General features: G+C 71.5%; 11 protein-coding genes. 2 read left to right on the forward strand and 9 right to left on the reverse strand.

The features are described from left to right. Positions 1-301: 301 nt before the first annotated feature. From ABZ822_RS29885 to ABZ822_RS29910, 6 genes are all read right to left on the reverse strand, one after another. A complete protein-coding gene (locus tag ABZ822_RS29885) occupies positions 302-2,962 on the reverse strand; it encodes an acyl-CoA reductase (RefSeq protein WP_360861034.1) in 2,661 nt (886 codons plus the stop codon). Further along, positions 2,959-4,125 (reverse strand): acyl-protein synthase, encoded by a 1,167-nt coding sequence (locus tag ABZ822_RS29890; protein ID WP_360861036.1) that lies wholly within the window; start codon positions 4,123-4,125, stop codon positions 2,959-2,961. The genes ABZ822_RS29885 and ABZ822_RS29890 overlap by 4 nt, the downstream gene beginning before the upstream one ends. Beyond that, the gene (locus ABZ822_RS29895) at positions 4,122-5,273 is read right to left on the reverse strand and encodes a GNAT family N-acetyltransferase (RefSeq protein WP_360861038.1); all 1,152 of its coding nucleotides are present in this window, start codon (positions 5,271-5,273) and stop codon (positions 4,122-4,124) included. The genes ABZ822_RS29890 and ABZ822_RS29895 overlap by 4 nt, the downstream gene beginning before the upstream one ends. Beyond that, entirely contained in the window at positions 5,270-6,856 is a 1,587-nt protein-coding gene (locus tag ABZ822_RS29900; RefSeq protein ID WP_360861040.1) for an MFS transporter, read from the reverse strand. The genes ABZ822_RS29895 and ABZ822_RS29900 overlap by 4 nt, the downstream gene beginning before the upstream one ends. Beyond that, complete coding sequence (locus ABZ822_RS29905; protein WP_360861042.1) at positions 6,853-8,136, reverse strand: AMP-binding protein; 1,284 nt, start codon at positions 8,134-8,136, stop codon at positions 6,853-6,855. Before ABZ822_RS29905 ends, ABZ822_RS29900 begins: the two co-directional genes overlap by 4 nt. Positions 8,137-8,559: 423 nt before the next feature. Then, on the reverse strand, positions 8,560-10,275 hold the full coding sequence (locus ABZ822_RS29910) for a phospholipase D-like domain-containing protein (protein ID WP_360861044.1): 1,716 nt from the start codon (positions 10,273-10,275) through the stop codon (positions 8,560-8,562). A gap of 259 nt (positions 10,276-10,534) precedes the next feature. Between ABZ822_RS29910 and ABZ822_RS29915 the strand changes: the two genes are divergently transcribed. Then, a complete protein-coding gene (locus ABZ822_RS29915) occupies positions 10,535-11,071 on the forward strand; it encodes a hypothetical protein (RefSeq protein ID WP_360861046.1) in 537 nt (178 codons plus the stop codon). Between the two features lie 284 nt (positions 11,072-11,355). Beyond that, positions 11,356-12,129 (forward strand): hypothetical protein, encoded by a 774-nt coding sequence (locus ABZ822_RS29920; protein WP_360861048.1) that lies wholly within the window; start codon positions 11,356-11,358, stop codon positions 12,127-12,129. Positions 12,130-12,313: 184 nt separating this feature from the next. Here the strand turns inward: ABZ822_RS29920 and ABZ822_RS29925 are convergent, their stop codons facing one another. The 3 genes from ABZ822_RS29925 to ABZ822_RS29935 form a co-directional block, all read right to left on the reverse strand. Continuing rightward, entirely contained in the window at positions 12,314-13,501 is a 1,188-nt protein-coding gene (locus ABZ822_RS29925; RefSeq protein WP_360861050.1) for a beta-1,3-glucanase family protein, read from the reverse strand. 255 nt (positions 13,502-13,756) lie between these two features. Beyond that, a complete protein-coding gene (locus ABZ822_RS29930; protein ID WP_360861052.1) occupies positions 13,757-14,683 on the reverse strand; it encodes a LysR family transcriptional regulator in 927 nt (308 codons plus the stop codon). 133 nt (positions 14,684-14,816) lie between these two features. Next, entirely contained in the window at positions 14,817-15,428 is a 612-nt protein-coding gene (locus ABZ822_RS29935; protein WP_360861054.1) for an ATP-binding protein, read from the reverse strand. Positions 15,429-15,878: the final 450 nt, after the last annotated feature.

Below are 15,878 nucleotides of genomic sequence, written 5' to 3' on the forward strand. Positions count from 1 at the left end.
GGTCGGGGTCTGCGAACAACCGGCGCAGACAAGTACGGCCACGGCGGCAGCCGTCAGCGCGGCGCTTCCCCGGTGCATCGGCGGACCCCTCCTCCTGTCGACGGCGTACGGGCCGCAGACGCCGGGCGCCGCTCGGGCGCGCGTTGCTTTCGCCGGTGGACAGTACCAACTTCCGCAGCGATTCCGGAGCCCGCTCCTCACGTTGTGGGCGCCGGGCCCCGGCGGGACACCGCCGGACCGTCTCCTACGGCCCGCGCGGCGGTGGCGGGACCGCCCGCCACCGCCGTACCGCCCGCGCGCCTCACCCCGTGGCGCGCCGGTCCACGAACGTGCGCAGCTTGCCGCTCGTCGCGGTCCGTTCGAAGGACGCGACATCCGTGATCTCGACCGACAGCGTCAGCAGCTCCTCCTCCTCGACCGCCGACCGCAGCTCCGGGATCGCCGCCAGGAAGGCGGCGCGCGCCTCGTCGGCCGACGGCGCGTAGAGCGCGTCGAGCCGGACCGTGAGCCGCTCGCACACCGGCTCGGACGCCAGTACCACCTGGAGTTCGCCGCGGTAGCCCAGTCCCGTCTCGGCGGCCGACACGAAGGCCCGGTAGTGGTACGAGTACCCGCCCACGCGCGCCACGTCTCCATGGCGTCCGAGGAGTTCGATGCGCGGGGTGCGGCTGCCGCACGGGCAGACGCCGTCGAGCGCCCGGCCGATGTCGCCGATCTCGTAGCGGTCCAGGCGCTGCCCCGCCCGGGCACGGCTGGTGAAGACCAGGCGGCCCGGCTCGCCCACGGCCACCGGCCGGTCCTCCTCGAGGCCGAGAACCTCCAGGGTGTGCAGGTCGGTCAGCACGTGGTGGACCGAACCCTCGGCGTGCTCGCACTGGTAGCCCAGGGGCCCCAGGTCGGTGGACCCGTACGCCGCCGACCTGATCACCTCGACGCCGAACTCCTCGATGAGGACGCGCCGTTGCTCCGCGGTGAAGTGCTCGCCCCCGTAGTACACCTTCCGCACGCCGCCGTAGGCGCGCAGGGTCTCGCCCTGGGTGTGGAAGAGCTGCCACAGATAGGACGGCATGCCGAACAGGGTGTCCGCACGGTAGGTCACCAGGGCCTCGGCGACGGCGGCGAGGTCCGTTCCGGCGGACAGCGGGATCTGGGTGGCGTTCAGGCGCTCCAGGATCGAGAAGAAGCTGATGAAGCTGCCGTACATGCCGCCGCTGTAGAAGAGGTTGGCGGCACGGTCGCGGGCCGGGTCGAAACCCGAGTCGACCAGGCCGCGCGCGGCGGCCCGCATCTGCGTGTCGTAGTCGGCGTTGGTGAACACCGACAGCGCGGGCGCGCCCGTCGTGCCGCCGCTGCGGAAGTACAGATGGGCGTGGTCGGGGTGCAGATGCCTCAACTGCTCCTGCACACCGGCCTTTCCGAGCAGCGGCCCGGCGGGAGGGGCGGGCAGCAGGGGCGGCGCGACCAGGTCGTCGAGGCAGGAGGTCGCGGTGAACCGCTCGTCCGCATGGACGGCGACCCGCCTGCTGTAGCGCTGCAACGCGTAGACACCGTCGTGGGGTTCGCCCTCGTAGCTCTCCAGCATGGCACCCACCGGCGTCACCCGGGTGACGCCCGCGGTGACGAGCGCGCGGGACAGCTCGGCGACGTCGGCGCGGCTGCCACCGACCGCCGCGGTCTGGAGGTAGCGGCGCATCGGGCGCAGGGTCGCGGCCAGGTCGCGGCGTGGCAGCGGCTTGACCCAGACGCTGCGATGCAGCGGCGAGGCCGTGAGGGCGGGGCGGACGTCGGCGATGACGCGCCACGAACCGTCGTCCGCGGCGACGACGCGGGTGAGGCCGAGGTGCTGCTCGAGCCGGGCGAGAAGTTCGGTGCCGGTGATCTCCGCGTGCTCGGCGAGGCCGAGTCCGGGGCGGGGCAACTTGTCGGAGACCTGCGCCAGATGGGCGGCGAACGTCTCGGCGAAGGCGAAGACCTCGGCCCCGGCTTCACTGTCCTCGCCGCCCCTGTCCCTGCTGTCACCGCCACCGTCGCCGCTGTCCGTGTCGAGGTAGACGACCTGGGGGCTGGAGCACGCCTGCTGCTCCAGACGGCAGACGTCCGCGGCGAGCGCCGACAGGACGGAGGGGTCGGTCCACGCCTCACGCGTCAGATAGGCGAACGAGATCTTGTGGCCCCACTCGACCAGGCGGCAGCCGGGCGGCGTCAGCGCGGCGATGCCCGACACGGCGTCCTCCCCGCCCCAGACCGCGATGGCGTCGGCCGCGGCGCACAGCGGCTCCAGCCACGCGCGCCGGCCGGAGGAGAAGCTCAGGACGACGATCCGGCGGGCGAGCCTGCCGGTCTCGTCGGCCGCCGCCAGCTCGGCGAGCAGGTGCTGCGCGAGCAGCGTGTCGGAGCTGCTGGTCTTCAAGATGTTGAGGTTGCCGGTCAGCAGACCCTCGACGACGCTCAGCGGGGCGACCCCCGCCGCGTTGCCCGGGGCGATGTGCACCAGCAGCCCGACCGGGGCCCACGCCTCGTAGACGGTCTCGCGCGCGTCGGGGCGGGTGAGGCGCTCCGGGTGCAGTCCGCCGAGTTCACGGCGGAGCTTGCGCTCCAGGGCGGAACGGCCGAGGGCGGCAGCGAGTTCGGACAGCAGGGCCGCCGCCTCCTCGGGCTCGGTGCCGCCCTCGGCGAGGCAGCCGGTCAGCCGCGCGTGCACCGCGCTGCCGGGCGCGCGCAGTGCGTCCGCGACCCGCTCGCACGCGCCGAGGACGATCTCGGTGGGCAGCGGTTCGCGCAGGGCGCGTTCGGTGAGGGCGGGGAGATCGGCGAGGCGCTCGGCGACCTCCGCGTCGTCGATGTACGTGCCCTGCCACAGGTGCAGTCCGCGACCGGACACGTCCGTGCCGCCGGTCAGAGGCGTCCCGGCCCTCGCCGCGCTCGTACCCGGGGTCGTCCCGGGGGTCGGTGCGCTGGTCATGAGAGTCCTTTCAGGAGTTCGGCGGCGGCCACCGCGCAACTGCGGTTGCGGCTGACCCCGGCCCGGCCGTGCACGGTGAACCACGGTGTCGGCTGCGCGCAGCCGCACTCCTCGCCCGGATGCAGGGACGCGAGGTCGCCCATGAGCACGCTCTGGGCCGGGACCGAGGTGATGTACGGCGAGACGAGCTGGAGGTAGCCGATCCCGCCGTGGGGAAGCGGTTCCAGGGTCGCGGTGTCGCGCACGGCGGCGCGCGACCAGACGGGGACGTGCAGCCGGTGCCGTTCGCATTCGACGTACGGCACGCAGTGCTCGACCGAGCCGAAGGTGTCGCGGATCCGCTCCGGCGCTATGCCCAACTGCTGGGTGACCTCCGTGTAGAAGACGTCCTTGCCGATCTGCCGGTCGGCGTGGCCCTTCCAGCCGCCGCCGAGGACGACGAGCGAGCCCGGCGGGAGCTGCACCGGCGGGATGCCCAGTGAGCGCATCCGCTCCAGGGTGAAGTGGAGGAAGGCCGGGAAGCCCAGGATCCGTACGGGCAGACCCTCCTCCGCGTACCGCTGGAGGGCGGCGATGCAGCCCCGTACGTCGAACTCGTGGCCCGTGCCGGTGTGCCGCAGGGCGTGGGTGGTGTCCCGGGCGGGCGCGAAGTCGCAGAGGTAGTTGTCGGTGAAGGAGGTGCCGAGCTTGAGCGAGGGGGCCGGCTCGTAGCTGTAGAGCAGGTAGTTGACCGGCTGGTCCGGGGTGATCCAGCCGTAGTGGTCGAAGATCCGGCCGACCATGCGCTGGGCCGCGCGGATCGTCCACTCGTCGAAGAACATCTGCGACTTCTGGCCGGTCGTTCCCGAGGAGGTGAGGTGGAGGTGCACCTTCTCCCGGGGGATGGAGAGCAGTTCGTGACGCTTGAAGAAGTTGGCGTGCACCAGCGGGGCGCGGACGTCGCGGCCGACGCTCGGTGCGGGCGTCTCGGGGTCGTCGGTCAGCAACGAGCGGAAGAACGGGGAGCGTTCGGCGTGCCAGGAGTTGGCCTCGGCCATGGCGGCGGCGAAGAGGGAGTCGGTCTCCGGCCCGTGCTCGTAGGGCGCGGGCAGGTCGCACAGCCGCTGGACGTGCTGGAGGGAGACCGGGTCGGGGACCTCGACGGGAAGCAGATGCGGGTTCAAGAGACCACCTCGTGAAGGGGAAGGTAGGTCGCGGTCCAGGCCCTGAGGTATGCGGTCAGGTACGGCTGCACCAGCGCGCTGACGGCGGCGGTGCGGAAGTCGATCTGACGGTTGGTCCTGGACAGCACGACGTAGTCGTGGAAGCGGTCGCCGATGCGGCGCATGGCCGGATAGAGCGCGCTCGGGACGAAGCCCGCGGCGAGGAAGGCGCTCAGACCCGCGGTGTCGGACAGCGGCAGCAGGGTCTCGACGTAGTCGGCCCCGGTACGGGTGACGGCGGCCATGAGCGGTTCCAGGGCGTGGGCCATGGCCGCGGGGTACGGGTGCACGGCGATGAGCGAGCAGCTCCGCGCGGCCGGGTCCAGGTCCGCGTACACCTCGAACGTGCCGTCCTCGGGGGTGAGGACGGCGTTCGGGGAGTGCAGGGGGAAGAACCGTCCGGCCGGATCGGGGAACAGTTCCAGGAAACGCCGCCGGACGAACGAGCGGGCGGTGATGATCTCCATCGCCGTCGTGGCGGGGACGGCGGGGCCGGAGAACAGGCCGGTGCCCCGGGTGTCGATGGGCCGGACCGCGCCGAAGCCGATGCCGGAGGCATCCTCGGCGGCGGTGAGGAGCGGGGAGATCGGCTCCGGCACGCACGGCACGGTCTCGCGGCGGTCCAGCACGCCGTCGGCGTAGCGGGCGAAGAGGGCGAGGCTTTCGCAGCCCGCGACCTCGACGGCGTTCGGCATGAGTCCCAGCGGGCGGAAGCCGTGGCGTACCACGACGTGCTGCGGGCCTTCCGTCACGACGCGGACGGTGGCGTAGATCGAGTCGACGGTCCCGGTGGCCAGGGCGTCGTCGCAGACCGCTCCGGTGAGGCGGCCCGCGAGGCCGCCCTGCCGGTGGCCGGGGTGCACGGCGAGGCCGAGGAGCTTCCCGATCCGGCTGCCGGGGTCGGTCTGCACGACCACGGACCCGGCCAGTTCGTCCTCGCCGGTGCGGCGGGCGACGAGCCAGTGGGTGTGCGGATCGGCGATGAGCCGCCGCATCTCGGCGGGGTCGCTGCCGAGCGGCACGGGATAGCCGTGGCCGTAGACCTCGAAGTACAACTGCCGTAGATCCGCGACGTCCTGGAGGACGGCGGGGGTGATGGTGACGGTCATCGTGCTCCTCCTCCGGTGGTGGCGGTCGTGTGCGAGGTGGCGGTCCGGTGCCGGGTGTCGGGCTCGTGCCGGGTGCCGGGCTCGGGCGTGGTGTCCGCGTCGGCGGCCTCGCGGCCGGGCGTGGTGCCACGGGTGGAGGCGGTGTCAACGCTCGTCGCGGTGTCGCGGGCGGGTGCGATGGCGCCGTCAGGCGCGGTGTCGCGGGCGGGAAGGGGCGGCGGGGCGGGCGCGTCCGCGCGGGTGCCCGTCCACCACAGGGCGACGGCGACGGGCACCAGGCCCACTGCCTGCACCAGGCACAGCGTGCGCGGCGAGATCTGGTCCCCGAGCACCCCGAACAGCAGCGAGGCGAGCGGGAAGGTGGCGCCGAGGAGCGACTGCATGACCGCGAAGAAGCCGGGCTTGTCCGCGGCCGGTACGAGCCGCTGGAACAGGGCCACGAACCGTACGCCGATGACGCCGACGCACCATCCCGCGGCGACCATGGCCGCCGCGTAGGCGGTCCGGTCCGCGATCAGGCCCGGCACGGCGAACGAGGCCGCCATCAGCCCGAGGCAGACGGTGCCGGTGGTGACCGGCCGCCCGGGCAGCCGGCCGCCCGTGAAGGACCCGGCGAGCGTGCCGATGCCGAGCGCCGCCTCCAGGAGGGCGACGGTCGACCCGTCGTCGTGCAGGACGGAGGCGGTGTAGAGGGGCATGACGACGAACACGGCGGTGGTGAACACGTTCGCCGCGGCGAAGCACAGCAACACCCGCCGGATGAAGGGGAGTTCGCGCAGGATGCGGCGCAGCGTACGGCGAGGGGCGGCCGTCGGCTCGCCCGTCGCGTCACTCGGCCCGCCGCTGTTCGCCCCCGTGGATCCGTGCGCGGTCGCGGCCGCGCACGGGAAGCGTGTCAGGCCGATCAGGACGGCGGCGAGCAGATACGCACCGGCGCATCCGGCGGCGATCCCGGGCAGTCCCCAGGCGTCGACGACGAGCGGCCCGAGCAGGCCGCCCGCCAGCCCGGCGAGCGACTGCGTGGCCAGCTCGAAACCGGTGGCCTCCTCGATGTCCGCGTCGTCGACGAGGACGGGCACCGAGGTCGTCAGGCACGGATCGAACAGCGCCTGGCAGCCCGCCATCAGCAGCGCGGCACCGTAGGCGACGCCCATCGGCAGCGGTTCGGCGTAGGCCCAGGCCGCCGTGGCAGCGGTGACGAGCCCGGCTCCAGCGGCCGCCGCGGCCATGACGGTCCGGTACGGGTTGCGGGCGATGACGGCAGCGACTGCCGGAGCCAGCGCGACCGCGGGCAGGGTGCTCACGGCGAGGAACGCCCCCGAGGCCAGGCCCCGTTCGGATCCCGCGGCGTACTGGACGAGCCACCACACGATGCCGACCTGGAACATCCGGGCGGACGCCTGGGTGAGCACCTGGGCGACCCAGACGGCACCGAAGGACGGGTTGCGCAGGACGACGGGCAGCCGTGAGGCGGATCGTTTCCGCACAGGCACGGACGCGGGCGGCACGACGGGCGGGGATGCGGACTCGGCTCCCGGCACGGACGGGGACGCGGGCGGACGGTCGGATCCGGGCGCGGTCATGCGTGCGGCCGTTCGTCGAGGACGCGGATCAGCTTCCCGGAACGGGCGTTGACGGCGAGGTCGGCGTGGCGCACCCACTCCAGCTCCACGGGGTGGACGTGGCGGGCGGCGACCGCCTCCGCGTACATCGGGCGGGCCGCGTGGAACGCCTTCTCGATCGCCGCGCCGAGCTCCGGCAGATCCCCGGCGCCGGACGCCATGTCGCAGCCGAGGCGCAGCACCAGACCGTCCCGGTCCTGGCCGTCCCCGTCCTCGAAGCGGCGTACGACGAGCTGCACTCCGGTGACGCGGCCCGCGACGTCCGCGGCGCTCACCAGGTCGTGCACGTCCTGGGTGTGCAGGGCCACGGGCCCGACGCGTACGCCTTCCTCGGCGCGCCCGAGGATCCGGAACTCGCCGGACGCGACGTCGGTCCACTCGGCGCGGTCACCGACCGGATAGCGCAGGACCGGCATCAGCCGGCGCCGCAGATCGGTGACGACGACCCGGCCGGGAACGCCGTCGCGGTTGACCGGCTCACCGGTGACCTCGTCGAGGATCTCCACCACGGTGTACGGGGCCGGGGCCCGGTGCAGCCGAGGGTCGTCGCCGGGGACGGGCAGGCCCACGAGACCTGCGTCGACGGCGGCATAGCCGATCGAGGCCACGCCGGCGCGCGGGAAAGCGGCCGCGAGCAGCCGCTGCTGGTCGCTGAAGACGCTCTCGCCGCCGAAGAACAGCGTGGTGACACCGGTCAGTTGACGCCCCTCGGACCTCAGGTGCTCGGCGACGGAGCAGAGTGTGGTCGGGGTTCCGGCGATCACGTCGACACCGAACTGCTCCAGTGTGGCCACCGTCGAGGCCAGGGGAGCGGAGCCGCCGATCGGGAGGCGGACATTGGCGACGGGGGAGCGGTGCAGGGAGTCGAGGATGAAGGTGTGGCTGGCGTAGAGGTCGCCCGCGTAGAAGAGGTCGGCCACGCGCTGCCCGGGCCGGAGTCCGGCCGCGGCCAGCCCGGCGCCGAATGCGGTGGTGAATTCCCGCCACTCCTCCCGGGTGTAGAAGGAGAACTTCGGTGCCCCGGTGGTCCCTCCGCTCTTGAATACGACGGCTTCCTCGAGGGGGCCGGTCAGAAGGGTGTTTCCGCGCGGGGAGTTGGCCTGCCAGAACTCGGTCTGCGGGATGACCGGAAGCGCGGTCAGCTCCGTGACGCGCTCCGGCAGACCGGAGTAGAGCTCCGCGTAAAAGGCCGAGTTGCGGCGGACGAAGCGTATGAGTTCCGCGAGTGTTTGAACGGGCATCAATTCCTGCTTTGCGGCATGCGAAGGAGAGCAGTGTCCCGGAAACGCGAACACCGCTGAGGGGTGGTGTGGTTCAACTGCTGGTCACGCAGATACGGCGGTGCTGTACGGCCGTGCCGGAGGTGCTCACGGACTGGCCGGAATTCGGCCGAGGAGCAAGAACCGAATCCCTTGCACCGTGGCCGACTCTGGTTTGTCTCTTAACGCTTGAGATACCGCTTGACGCTTGCGCCGACACTCAACAGTAACACCCGCTGTGGGGTTCCGATTACGCAATGGACCCAGGAGCGGGGGTGAGGTGCATCTCATGGCGGAAAAGCATCGGAACAGCGCAAGGGGACCGCCCCATGCTCCTTCCGGAGCGCATGGGATGCGGTCCCCTCATTCCCGAGTCGCAGCCGTGGCCGCGGACTTCGGGAAACGTCACTCAGGGCATACGCCCCGGGCGTAGTCGAACGTGGCCGTCTCCTTGGAGTACTTCCACTCGGGGTCCAGGAGCGTGTCCTTCAACTGCCCCGCGGCGGTGCGGTCCTCGACGATGTAGCCGAAATCCTGCAGCCAGGCCGGATAGAGATTCTTCGATCCGACGTAGAACGCCGCGTCGTCCACCGAGACGACCTTGTGATGGGCCGCGTACGGCTTGCCGTCCGCCCACCGCGCCTCCGGGGAGCTGCGGAAGGTGGCGAGTTGAAGGTTCTCGCACATCGCCGATGCCGCCTTCTCGCGGCTTCCGGTGCGTTCGCGGAGCCGGTCGCGCAGGACGTCACTGATCTCCGAGAGGGACTTGATCTGGGAGTAGCCGCCGCTGCCGACGGCTCCACGATTGGCCGGATCGCTCACCACGATGCGTACTTTCACGCCGTCCTGGAGCTTGGCCGCCAAGGTGTCGTAGAGCCGGACGTCGTAGCGGGGCAGGGGCGGGCAGGTGGCGTTGAGGTCCTGCTGCGAGATGTCGATACGGCTCTTGGCGCTGCCGACGAGAGAACGGAGGGCGCTCTCCTCGGGGTTGACGGTGTCGTAGTCGCGGTTGCCGTTCGTCCGGTCGGCGAGCCCGGCGGTGCAGGTGGCGTCCGGAGCGGTCGGCAGGGCAGGCGCGAAGAGCGAGGACGGGTCCTTGTCCTTGATGCCGACGCCGAGGCCGCCGACGGCGATGACCGGGACGTCGCCCGCTGCCTTCGCCGTCCGCCCGCCGTCTTCCCCGTTCCCGGAGCGGTCCCCGTTCCCGGAGGGGCCTCCGCTCCCGGAGCCGCCGCCGTCCCCTGAACCGTCACCGTCCTTCCCGTTCCCGGAGCCGTCCCCGCCCTCCAGGGTCCGCATGCACGAGGCGCCCCCCGAGGTCGCGAGCCATACCTTCGCGGGGTTCCGGGAGTTGCCGCAGGTCCAGTCCCACAGCGTGTCGAGGTACCGGGACGCGGACCCGGCGGCCGGGCCGCTGAGCGCGATGTCGGCGTCCGACACCGGGTGGGCGGTGTCGAGGTAGTCGTCCTTCCAGCCGTTGATGCCACCGGTGACGGCGGTCCGGCCGTCGACGACCAGCAGCTTGGAGTGGTTCCACGAGAACGCGGTCTTGGACGTGGTCATCGAGGCCACGTTGAGCGTCACATGCTGTGCGGCGTCACCGAGCTTGCCGAGCAACTCGTCCCGGTAGCGGGAGGGGATGACGTTCAGGTGGTAGAGAGGTGCGGCCCCGACGAGGATGCGGACCCGGGGCTTGTGGCCGGCCGCCACCGAAGCCTTGAGGCCCTTCACGATCGCGTCCTGGAAGCCGCCGTTCGGGAAGGGCGCCAGGGTGGAGATGTCCACGGTGCGCTCGGCCCGCGCGATGTTCCGCTCCATCCGCTCCAGCAGCGAACGGGACCCCGCGCGGTCCTTGCACGCCGGGTCGCCCCAGCAGCCCGGGGTCTGCAGAAGCCAGCCCGACGGATCGCCCTCGGGCGCGTCGAGCCGGTTGCCCTCGGTGCGCTGCCACACCGAGCCCTCCAGACCCGGCGAGACCTCCTCGAGGTCCTTCTCGACGGCGTCGAGGTGGGGCGCGGGCGGAGTGTCGGCCGCGTGGGCCGGGGCGACGGATGCGGCGCCGAGTGCGGTGGTGAGCGCGAGGGCTCCGGGTATGAGGCGGTGAAGACGGTGACGAGCCAAGACGGCGTCCTTCTGATGCATGAGCGATGCACTGAACATCCTGATTGACTGTTCAGTGCCGGTATGACCAGAAAGGTAGCGGATCGCCTGATGCCATGATCACCCGGGTCCCGATCCTGCCCCGCCTGAATCGCCGTGACCCCGGGTGGTGTTGAGGCGCTGCTCCCTCTCGCGCAGTAGTCCCCCGGAGCGGGCTCCGAGTTCCCGCTGACCGAGTCGGGACGAGTCGGGGCGAGTCGGCGCCGTACGATCCTTCTCGATGATCCGGCCGGGCGGGGGGCCCGAGCCGGACGGGGAAAGGGAGGCCACCGCCATGGGCCCGTTCTACAAACGTGCCGGCAGGACGTACGACGTGGACCGGATCGACGCATCGCTCCGGGCCGCGATCGCGGCGCACGCCGAAGGGCACCAACTCGGCGACGTCCTGGGCCGTACGGCGCTGTGCTTCGAGACCGACAGTGTGCGGCTGCGTAAACCCGGCCTGTTCGCCCGCCTCATGGGCACGGCGGATCCCGACACCTCGCATCGCACGCTGACCCTTGTCGCCCCTCCGTTTGTCGTCGTCGTGGTGACGGGCGAGCGGCGTGGTGTGCATGTGCGGTCCGCGCGGCTGGACGCCGTCAGCCTGGATGAGTCGCCCTTCCCGGGCGGCATCGACAAGGGAGTCAGGATCGCCGGGATGTGGTCGGGGTCCAGTGAAGGCGCCTCGTTCTTCCTCGGAGTCGGGGACGACGCCGAGGGGCGCCGTCTCCTCGACACACTCCGTACGGCCGTGACCGAGGCGAAGAGCGGCTGACGGGTAGCGCGTCCATCGGGGACGCCCGCCGGTGCCGTGCCGGAGGAGGGTAACGGCGTTGCGCGCACGCGGCGTTCGTACGCGCCGACACCCTTTCCGGGCGGCGTGCCGCCTTACCTCCCGGCCGCGACGCCTAAACCCTACTTGCGAGTAACTGGAAGGACTTTCCTGACTCCGCCTCCCGCCGCGCCGTGACTCTGGTTGCCATGCCCATGGTGGCCGGCCCGGCGGCCCCGGGGGCTTCCCTCACACAGCACATGTCCGGGAGAAAGGTGAAGAACGACTTGCGACGGATCAAGCTGAACCGCAAGGGAGTCATGGTCAAGGGAGCCGTGGCCGTGGTGGCCGGCGGGCTGCTCGCCACCCTGAACCTCTCGTCCGCGTCGGCCCACGGCATGCCCGGCTGGGACGCGGAGAACCCGGACCTGGTGGGTGACTGCAACGGGAGCAACCCGTACGACGACGACGTGAGCCCCTCCCAGGAGGACGGCTGCCGCTACCAGGTGGACCGCCGTGAGGTCATCGAGGGCAAGGCGAAGAAGGCATCGAACGTCTTCGAGAACTGCACGGGCCCCGGCAACGCCCTCATAGCCATCACCAACACCCACACCGTGACCTCCGACGTCTCCCTGGCGCGGACGCACACCGTCGGCATCACCGTGAGCAACCTCTTCCAGAAGGTCCTCACGGCGGGTGCCAACTACCAGTACTCGGAGACCAGGACGACGAGCTTCGGCAAGGCGACGGCCAAGGCGGAGGCCGTGACCATCAACATCGAGCCCGGCTACAAGGGCTGGCTGGAGTTCCGCCCCGAGCTGACCCGGACGCACGGCACGCTGATCGCCGAATACGGTGAGCCCGTCGGCCCCGAGGGCGAGCAGCACAAGCTGTGGTCCTACGGCGACGTCTTCGCCGACACCCCGATCACCGAGAACGGCATCGCCTCCGGCACGTGGGTGCGCCGCAGCGCCAAGTGCGCCAAGGGCGACAAGACGGTCTCGGCGAAGGTGGCCGAGGCGAAGCGGAACCCGTCGGGAACGGCCTCGGTCCGAGGCTGAGCCGTTTCCGCACTGCCCCGGTGCCCGCACAAGTTCCCGGACTGTGCGGGCATCGGCGTCGTGCCGGAACTGCCGGGCGGGCGCCCCGTGTTCGCGGTCGTACGTCGTAATTCGTGCGTCGTACGGCTCGCGCCCCGGGGCAGGAAGGCGCGAGCCGTACGGTCGGGCGGGCCCGGCGAAGGGGTCAGCCGCCCACGCTGACGTGCCAGCGGACGGGGTTGCTGTCCCGTGCGCTGCCGTCGACGGGGTGGGTTCCCTCGGGGCTGACGTCGTCGTAGGGGAAGCCGTATCCCTGGGGGGAGTTGGCGTGGACGATCCGTGACCAGTGGTTGGTCGTCGCGTCGAGGTAGTAGTCCTCGGGGGTCGCGCTGTCGGGCTGGTCCGGGTGGGTGAGGAGGGTGCTGCGGTTGAAGGCGGCCGCGAGACGGGCCATGACGGTGAGCCGCGGCTTGGACCCGGCATTGGTGAACGGCCCGGAGTCGCAGCTGAAGATGTCCGCGGTCGTGGGCTTGGCGAACGGCGTCTCCAGCCCGGGGAACGTCAGCGCGCCTCCCTGCACGCGGCCGGTGAACACACCCCAGCTCCCCGCGTTCATCCGCAGATCGGTGGAGGCGTACTTCTGCCAGACCGCGTCGGTGTAGGAGTCCCAGTAGCTGCCGAACGACCCCTGGGACGCGGGCAGTTTCTGAGGTGAGATGGCGCGCAGGACCGTACCGCCGTCGCTGATGACCAGCTTGTCCCAGGGGTATCCGTCCTTGGCGGCCTGGGCCCGGAGATCCGCCGCGATGCGCTCGGCGCCGTTCAGTGCCAGCGGGGCCACGGTCCGGGTGTCGTCGCCGGTCAGCGTGAAGCCGATCGGGAGGGCGGTGACCAGATCGACATAGCTGAGGTTGGCGTACAGCTCCGCGGTGTTGAACGTGAACTCGCAGAACGACCAGACCTTGCGGTAGTTGTCGTCCGCCTCGGCGACGAAGCTCGGCTCGACGAGCTGGCTGACGTCGTTCACATAGAACGTGATCTTGTCGTTGCGTACGAAGTAGACGCGGGCCCCGTACATCTGGGGCAGGGTCACCACCGTCGGGCCGTTGCCGGCGGCCTTCAGGGGGATCGAGCAATCCTCGATCTCCTGCATCTCGCTGCTCTGCGGCAGGTAGAACTTGCTGCCGTCGGGCCGCAGCAGGACCCACTTGCCGGTTCCCTCCTCGTGGCCGGTGACGTACGCGTTCACCGACCCGGGCAGGCTCTTGTTCTCCAGAGCCAGTTCGCAGGTGGCCGGGGCCGCGGCGGCGCGGCTGCTGAGCAGGGTCCCCGCGAAGGGGGCGGTGACGGCCGCAGCGCCGGCTGCGGTGAGGAATTTTCTTCGGCTGACCATCTTCGATGAACCTCCGGGACGTGGGGCCCCCGTGATGAGCGGAACCCACTGTCGGCCGGGCTCCGGGGGCGGTCAAGGTTTTGCACGGAATTTCTGAGAGCGCTCTCATCCGGTTCTCGGGGAACGCCGCGGTAACTGGAAAGACCTTCTAGGTCCATGGACTCGGCGGCAGTTGGGGTGGGAAGCGGTGGGGTGGGCGTGCCGGTCGTGAGCGGCGAGGTGACCCGTATCGGGGAGGGGCCCGGGGCGTACGGCTCATGGCCCGCCTTCCTCGGGGGCGGACCCCAGCGGCGGCCCCGCACGTGAACCGAGCCGGACGGCGCTCTCCGCGAGGACGTCGACGAGGAGGTCCAGCAGTGGCGGCGCACTGCGCGGGTTCCACAGAGCCGAGTACGCGACCGTGACGGGCGAGGTGATGGTCAGGGCGACCAGTCCCCGGGGAAGGCGGTCGGCGTACGAGGCGGGCTGCGGCATCACGAGGTCCTCCTGGAGCAGCCGCAGATGGGACAGGCTCAGCCAGGCCTCGTGCAGCGCGGGCTCGCGTTCGAGGAAGCGTGCCAGACCGTGCAGGGTGTTCCAGTGGCCGGGATGGCTTGCGCGCGGCCAGCACAGCCAGTCGTATCCGGACAGCCCGGAGAGCGTCACCGCGCCGGCCCCGGCCAGCGGGTGCCGTCGGCCCACGACGGCGCACAGCCTCTCCCGGCCGAGGGTGCGGCCGGCCAACCCGGGGCCCGGGGGGCCCAGTTCGATCCCCACGCCGAGGTCCACGCGGCCGCCCAGCAGAGCCGGGCGCAGTGACTGCTCGGTGCATTCGACGCTGCGCAGGTGCAGTCCGGGCTCTCTGCGCTCCCAGATGCCGGCGCTCTCCGGAAGCAGACGGTGGCCTGCGTCCGCGGTGTGGCCGATGCGCATCGACCACTGGCCGGCCGCGCCTGCTTCCCGTACGCAGGCCAGGGCGCTGTCGAGTGCCTGGAGGGCGGGATCGATCCGGTCCCGCAGCAGGCGGCCCGCGGGAGTGAGGTGGACGCGGCGGGTGGTGCGGTCGAACAACTGCACCTGCAGCCCGGCTTCCAGTGCGCGCACCTGGGCGGACACCGCCTGCTGGGTGAGGAACAGCCTTCGGGCGGCACGGGTGAAGCTCAACTCGTGTGCCACGACCAGGAAAGCCCGGAGCAGGCGCACGTCGAGCTGGCTCGTGGCGGTTGACGTCCCTGTCCCTGGCCGCGCTCCCGCGCTCGTCCCTGCCCCCGCCCCTGCCGTGTGCCGGTGGCGTCGTACCGGCCCGGATCGGTTCTCCGACGGCCGGGACGGCGGTTCAGCGGATGCCTGCCGGGCCAAGGCGATCGCTGGGGACGGCGGCCGGACCGGCCGGGACCGCATGCGTCGTCGTGTCCGGCGGAACCGGCTCCGCTGCGGCCTGTTCGGGCACCGTGGGCTGTGACCCTTCAGGGCGATCGCGGCTCTCCTCGTCCGGTCCCTGCCACGGCACCGAGCCGTGGTGGTCCGGGAAGCGCAGCCGGGCCCGTACCGTCTTCCCCCGAGCCGTGCGGTGGACCGACCAGTCGTCCGCGAGGCTCGTGACGATCTGCATCCCGAAGCCTCCCGATTCGCCGCGAAGCTCCTCGGGCACGGGAGTCGGTGGCTCGGTACCGGCGTCGTCGACCTCGATCACCAGTGCTCCGCTCTCCCAGCTCATCAGCATGGTCAGCGCCCCGTCGCCGTGGCGGCAGGCGTTGGTGACCAGTTCGTCGGCGATCAGCAGGGCGGCGTCGATCAGTTCCGGTGGTGCCGGCGCGTCGCCCGGTCCGGTCCCGGTCGTGGTCAGGTACCGGTGGAGTGCGCTCCTCGCGTGGCGCGCCGGTTCATGCCGTGCCGCGAGATCGACGCAGCATGCGCCGCACGGGATCGTCCACTGCGCCTGCGCCATGAAGCCGCTCCTCTCGGCCCGGGTGCGGCGTGCGGCCGTGCACCCGTGATCACCGTCCTCCTTCGCCGGGTGGGGCGTACCAGGGAAAGTCCCCAGGTCTGTCCGGGCAGGGCAGAGCCGGGTGCTCGGCCGTATGCCGTACGGGGGTGCGCGGCGGACCGGATGCGACCGTCCGGGGGTGCGCGGCGGACCGGATGCGACCGTACGGGGGTGCGCGGCGGGTCGGTTGCGACCGTCCGGGGCGTCGCGCCCGTCCGCGACTCCCGCGAGCTGAAGAGGGTTTGCCGTGGTGAGCAACCCGATTGAGTAGTCCGGCGTCTTGACCGGAGGCAGGACCACCCCGGTTCTCCCGGCTCCCGAGGCTGCTTCCGGGCGCGCTATACACTCTGTGTATACGCGAAGTGCACAGTCGGGTGCCGGAGATCCGGGGCGGGCCGGCCGCACCACGAG

This window comes from Streptomyces sp. NPDC047108 (genome assembly GCF_040643575.1).
GTDB lineage: Bacteria > Actinomycetota > Actinomycetes > Streptomycetales > Streptomycetaceae > Streptomyces.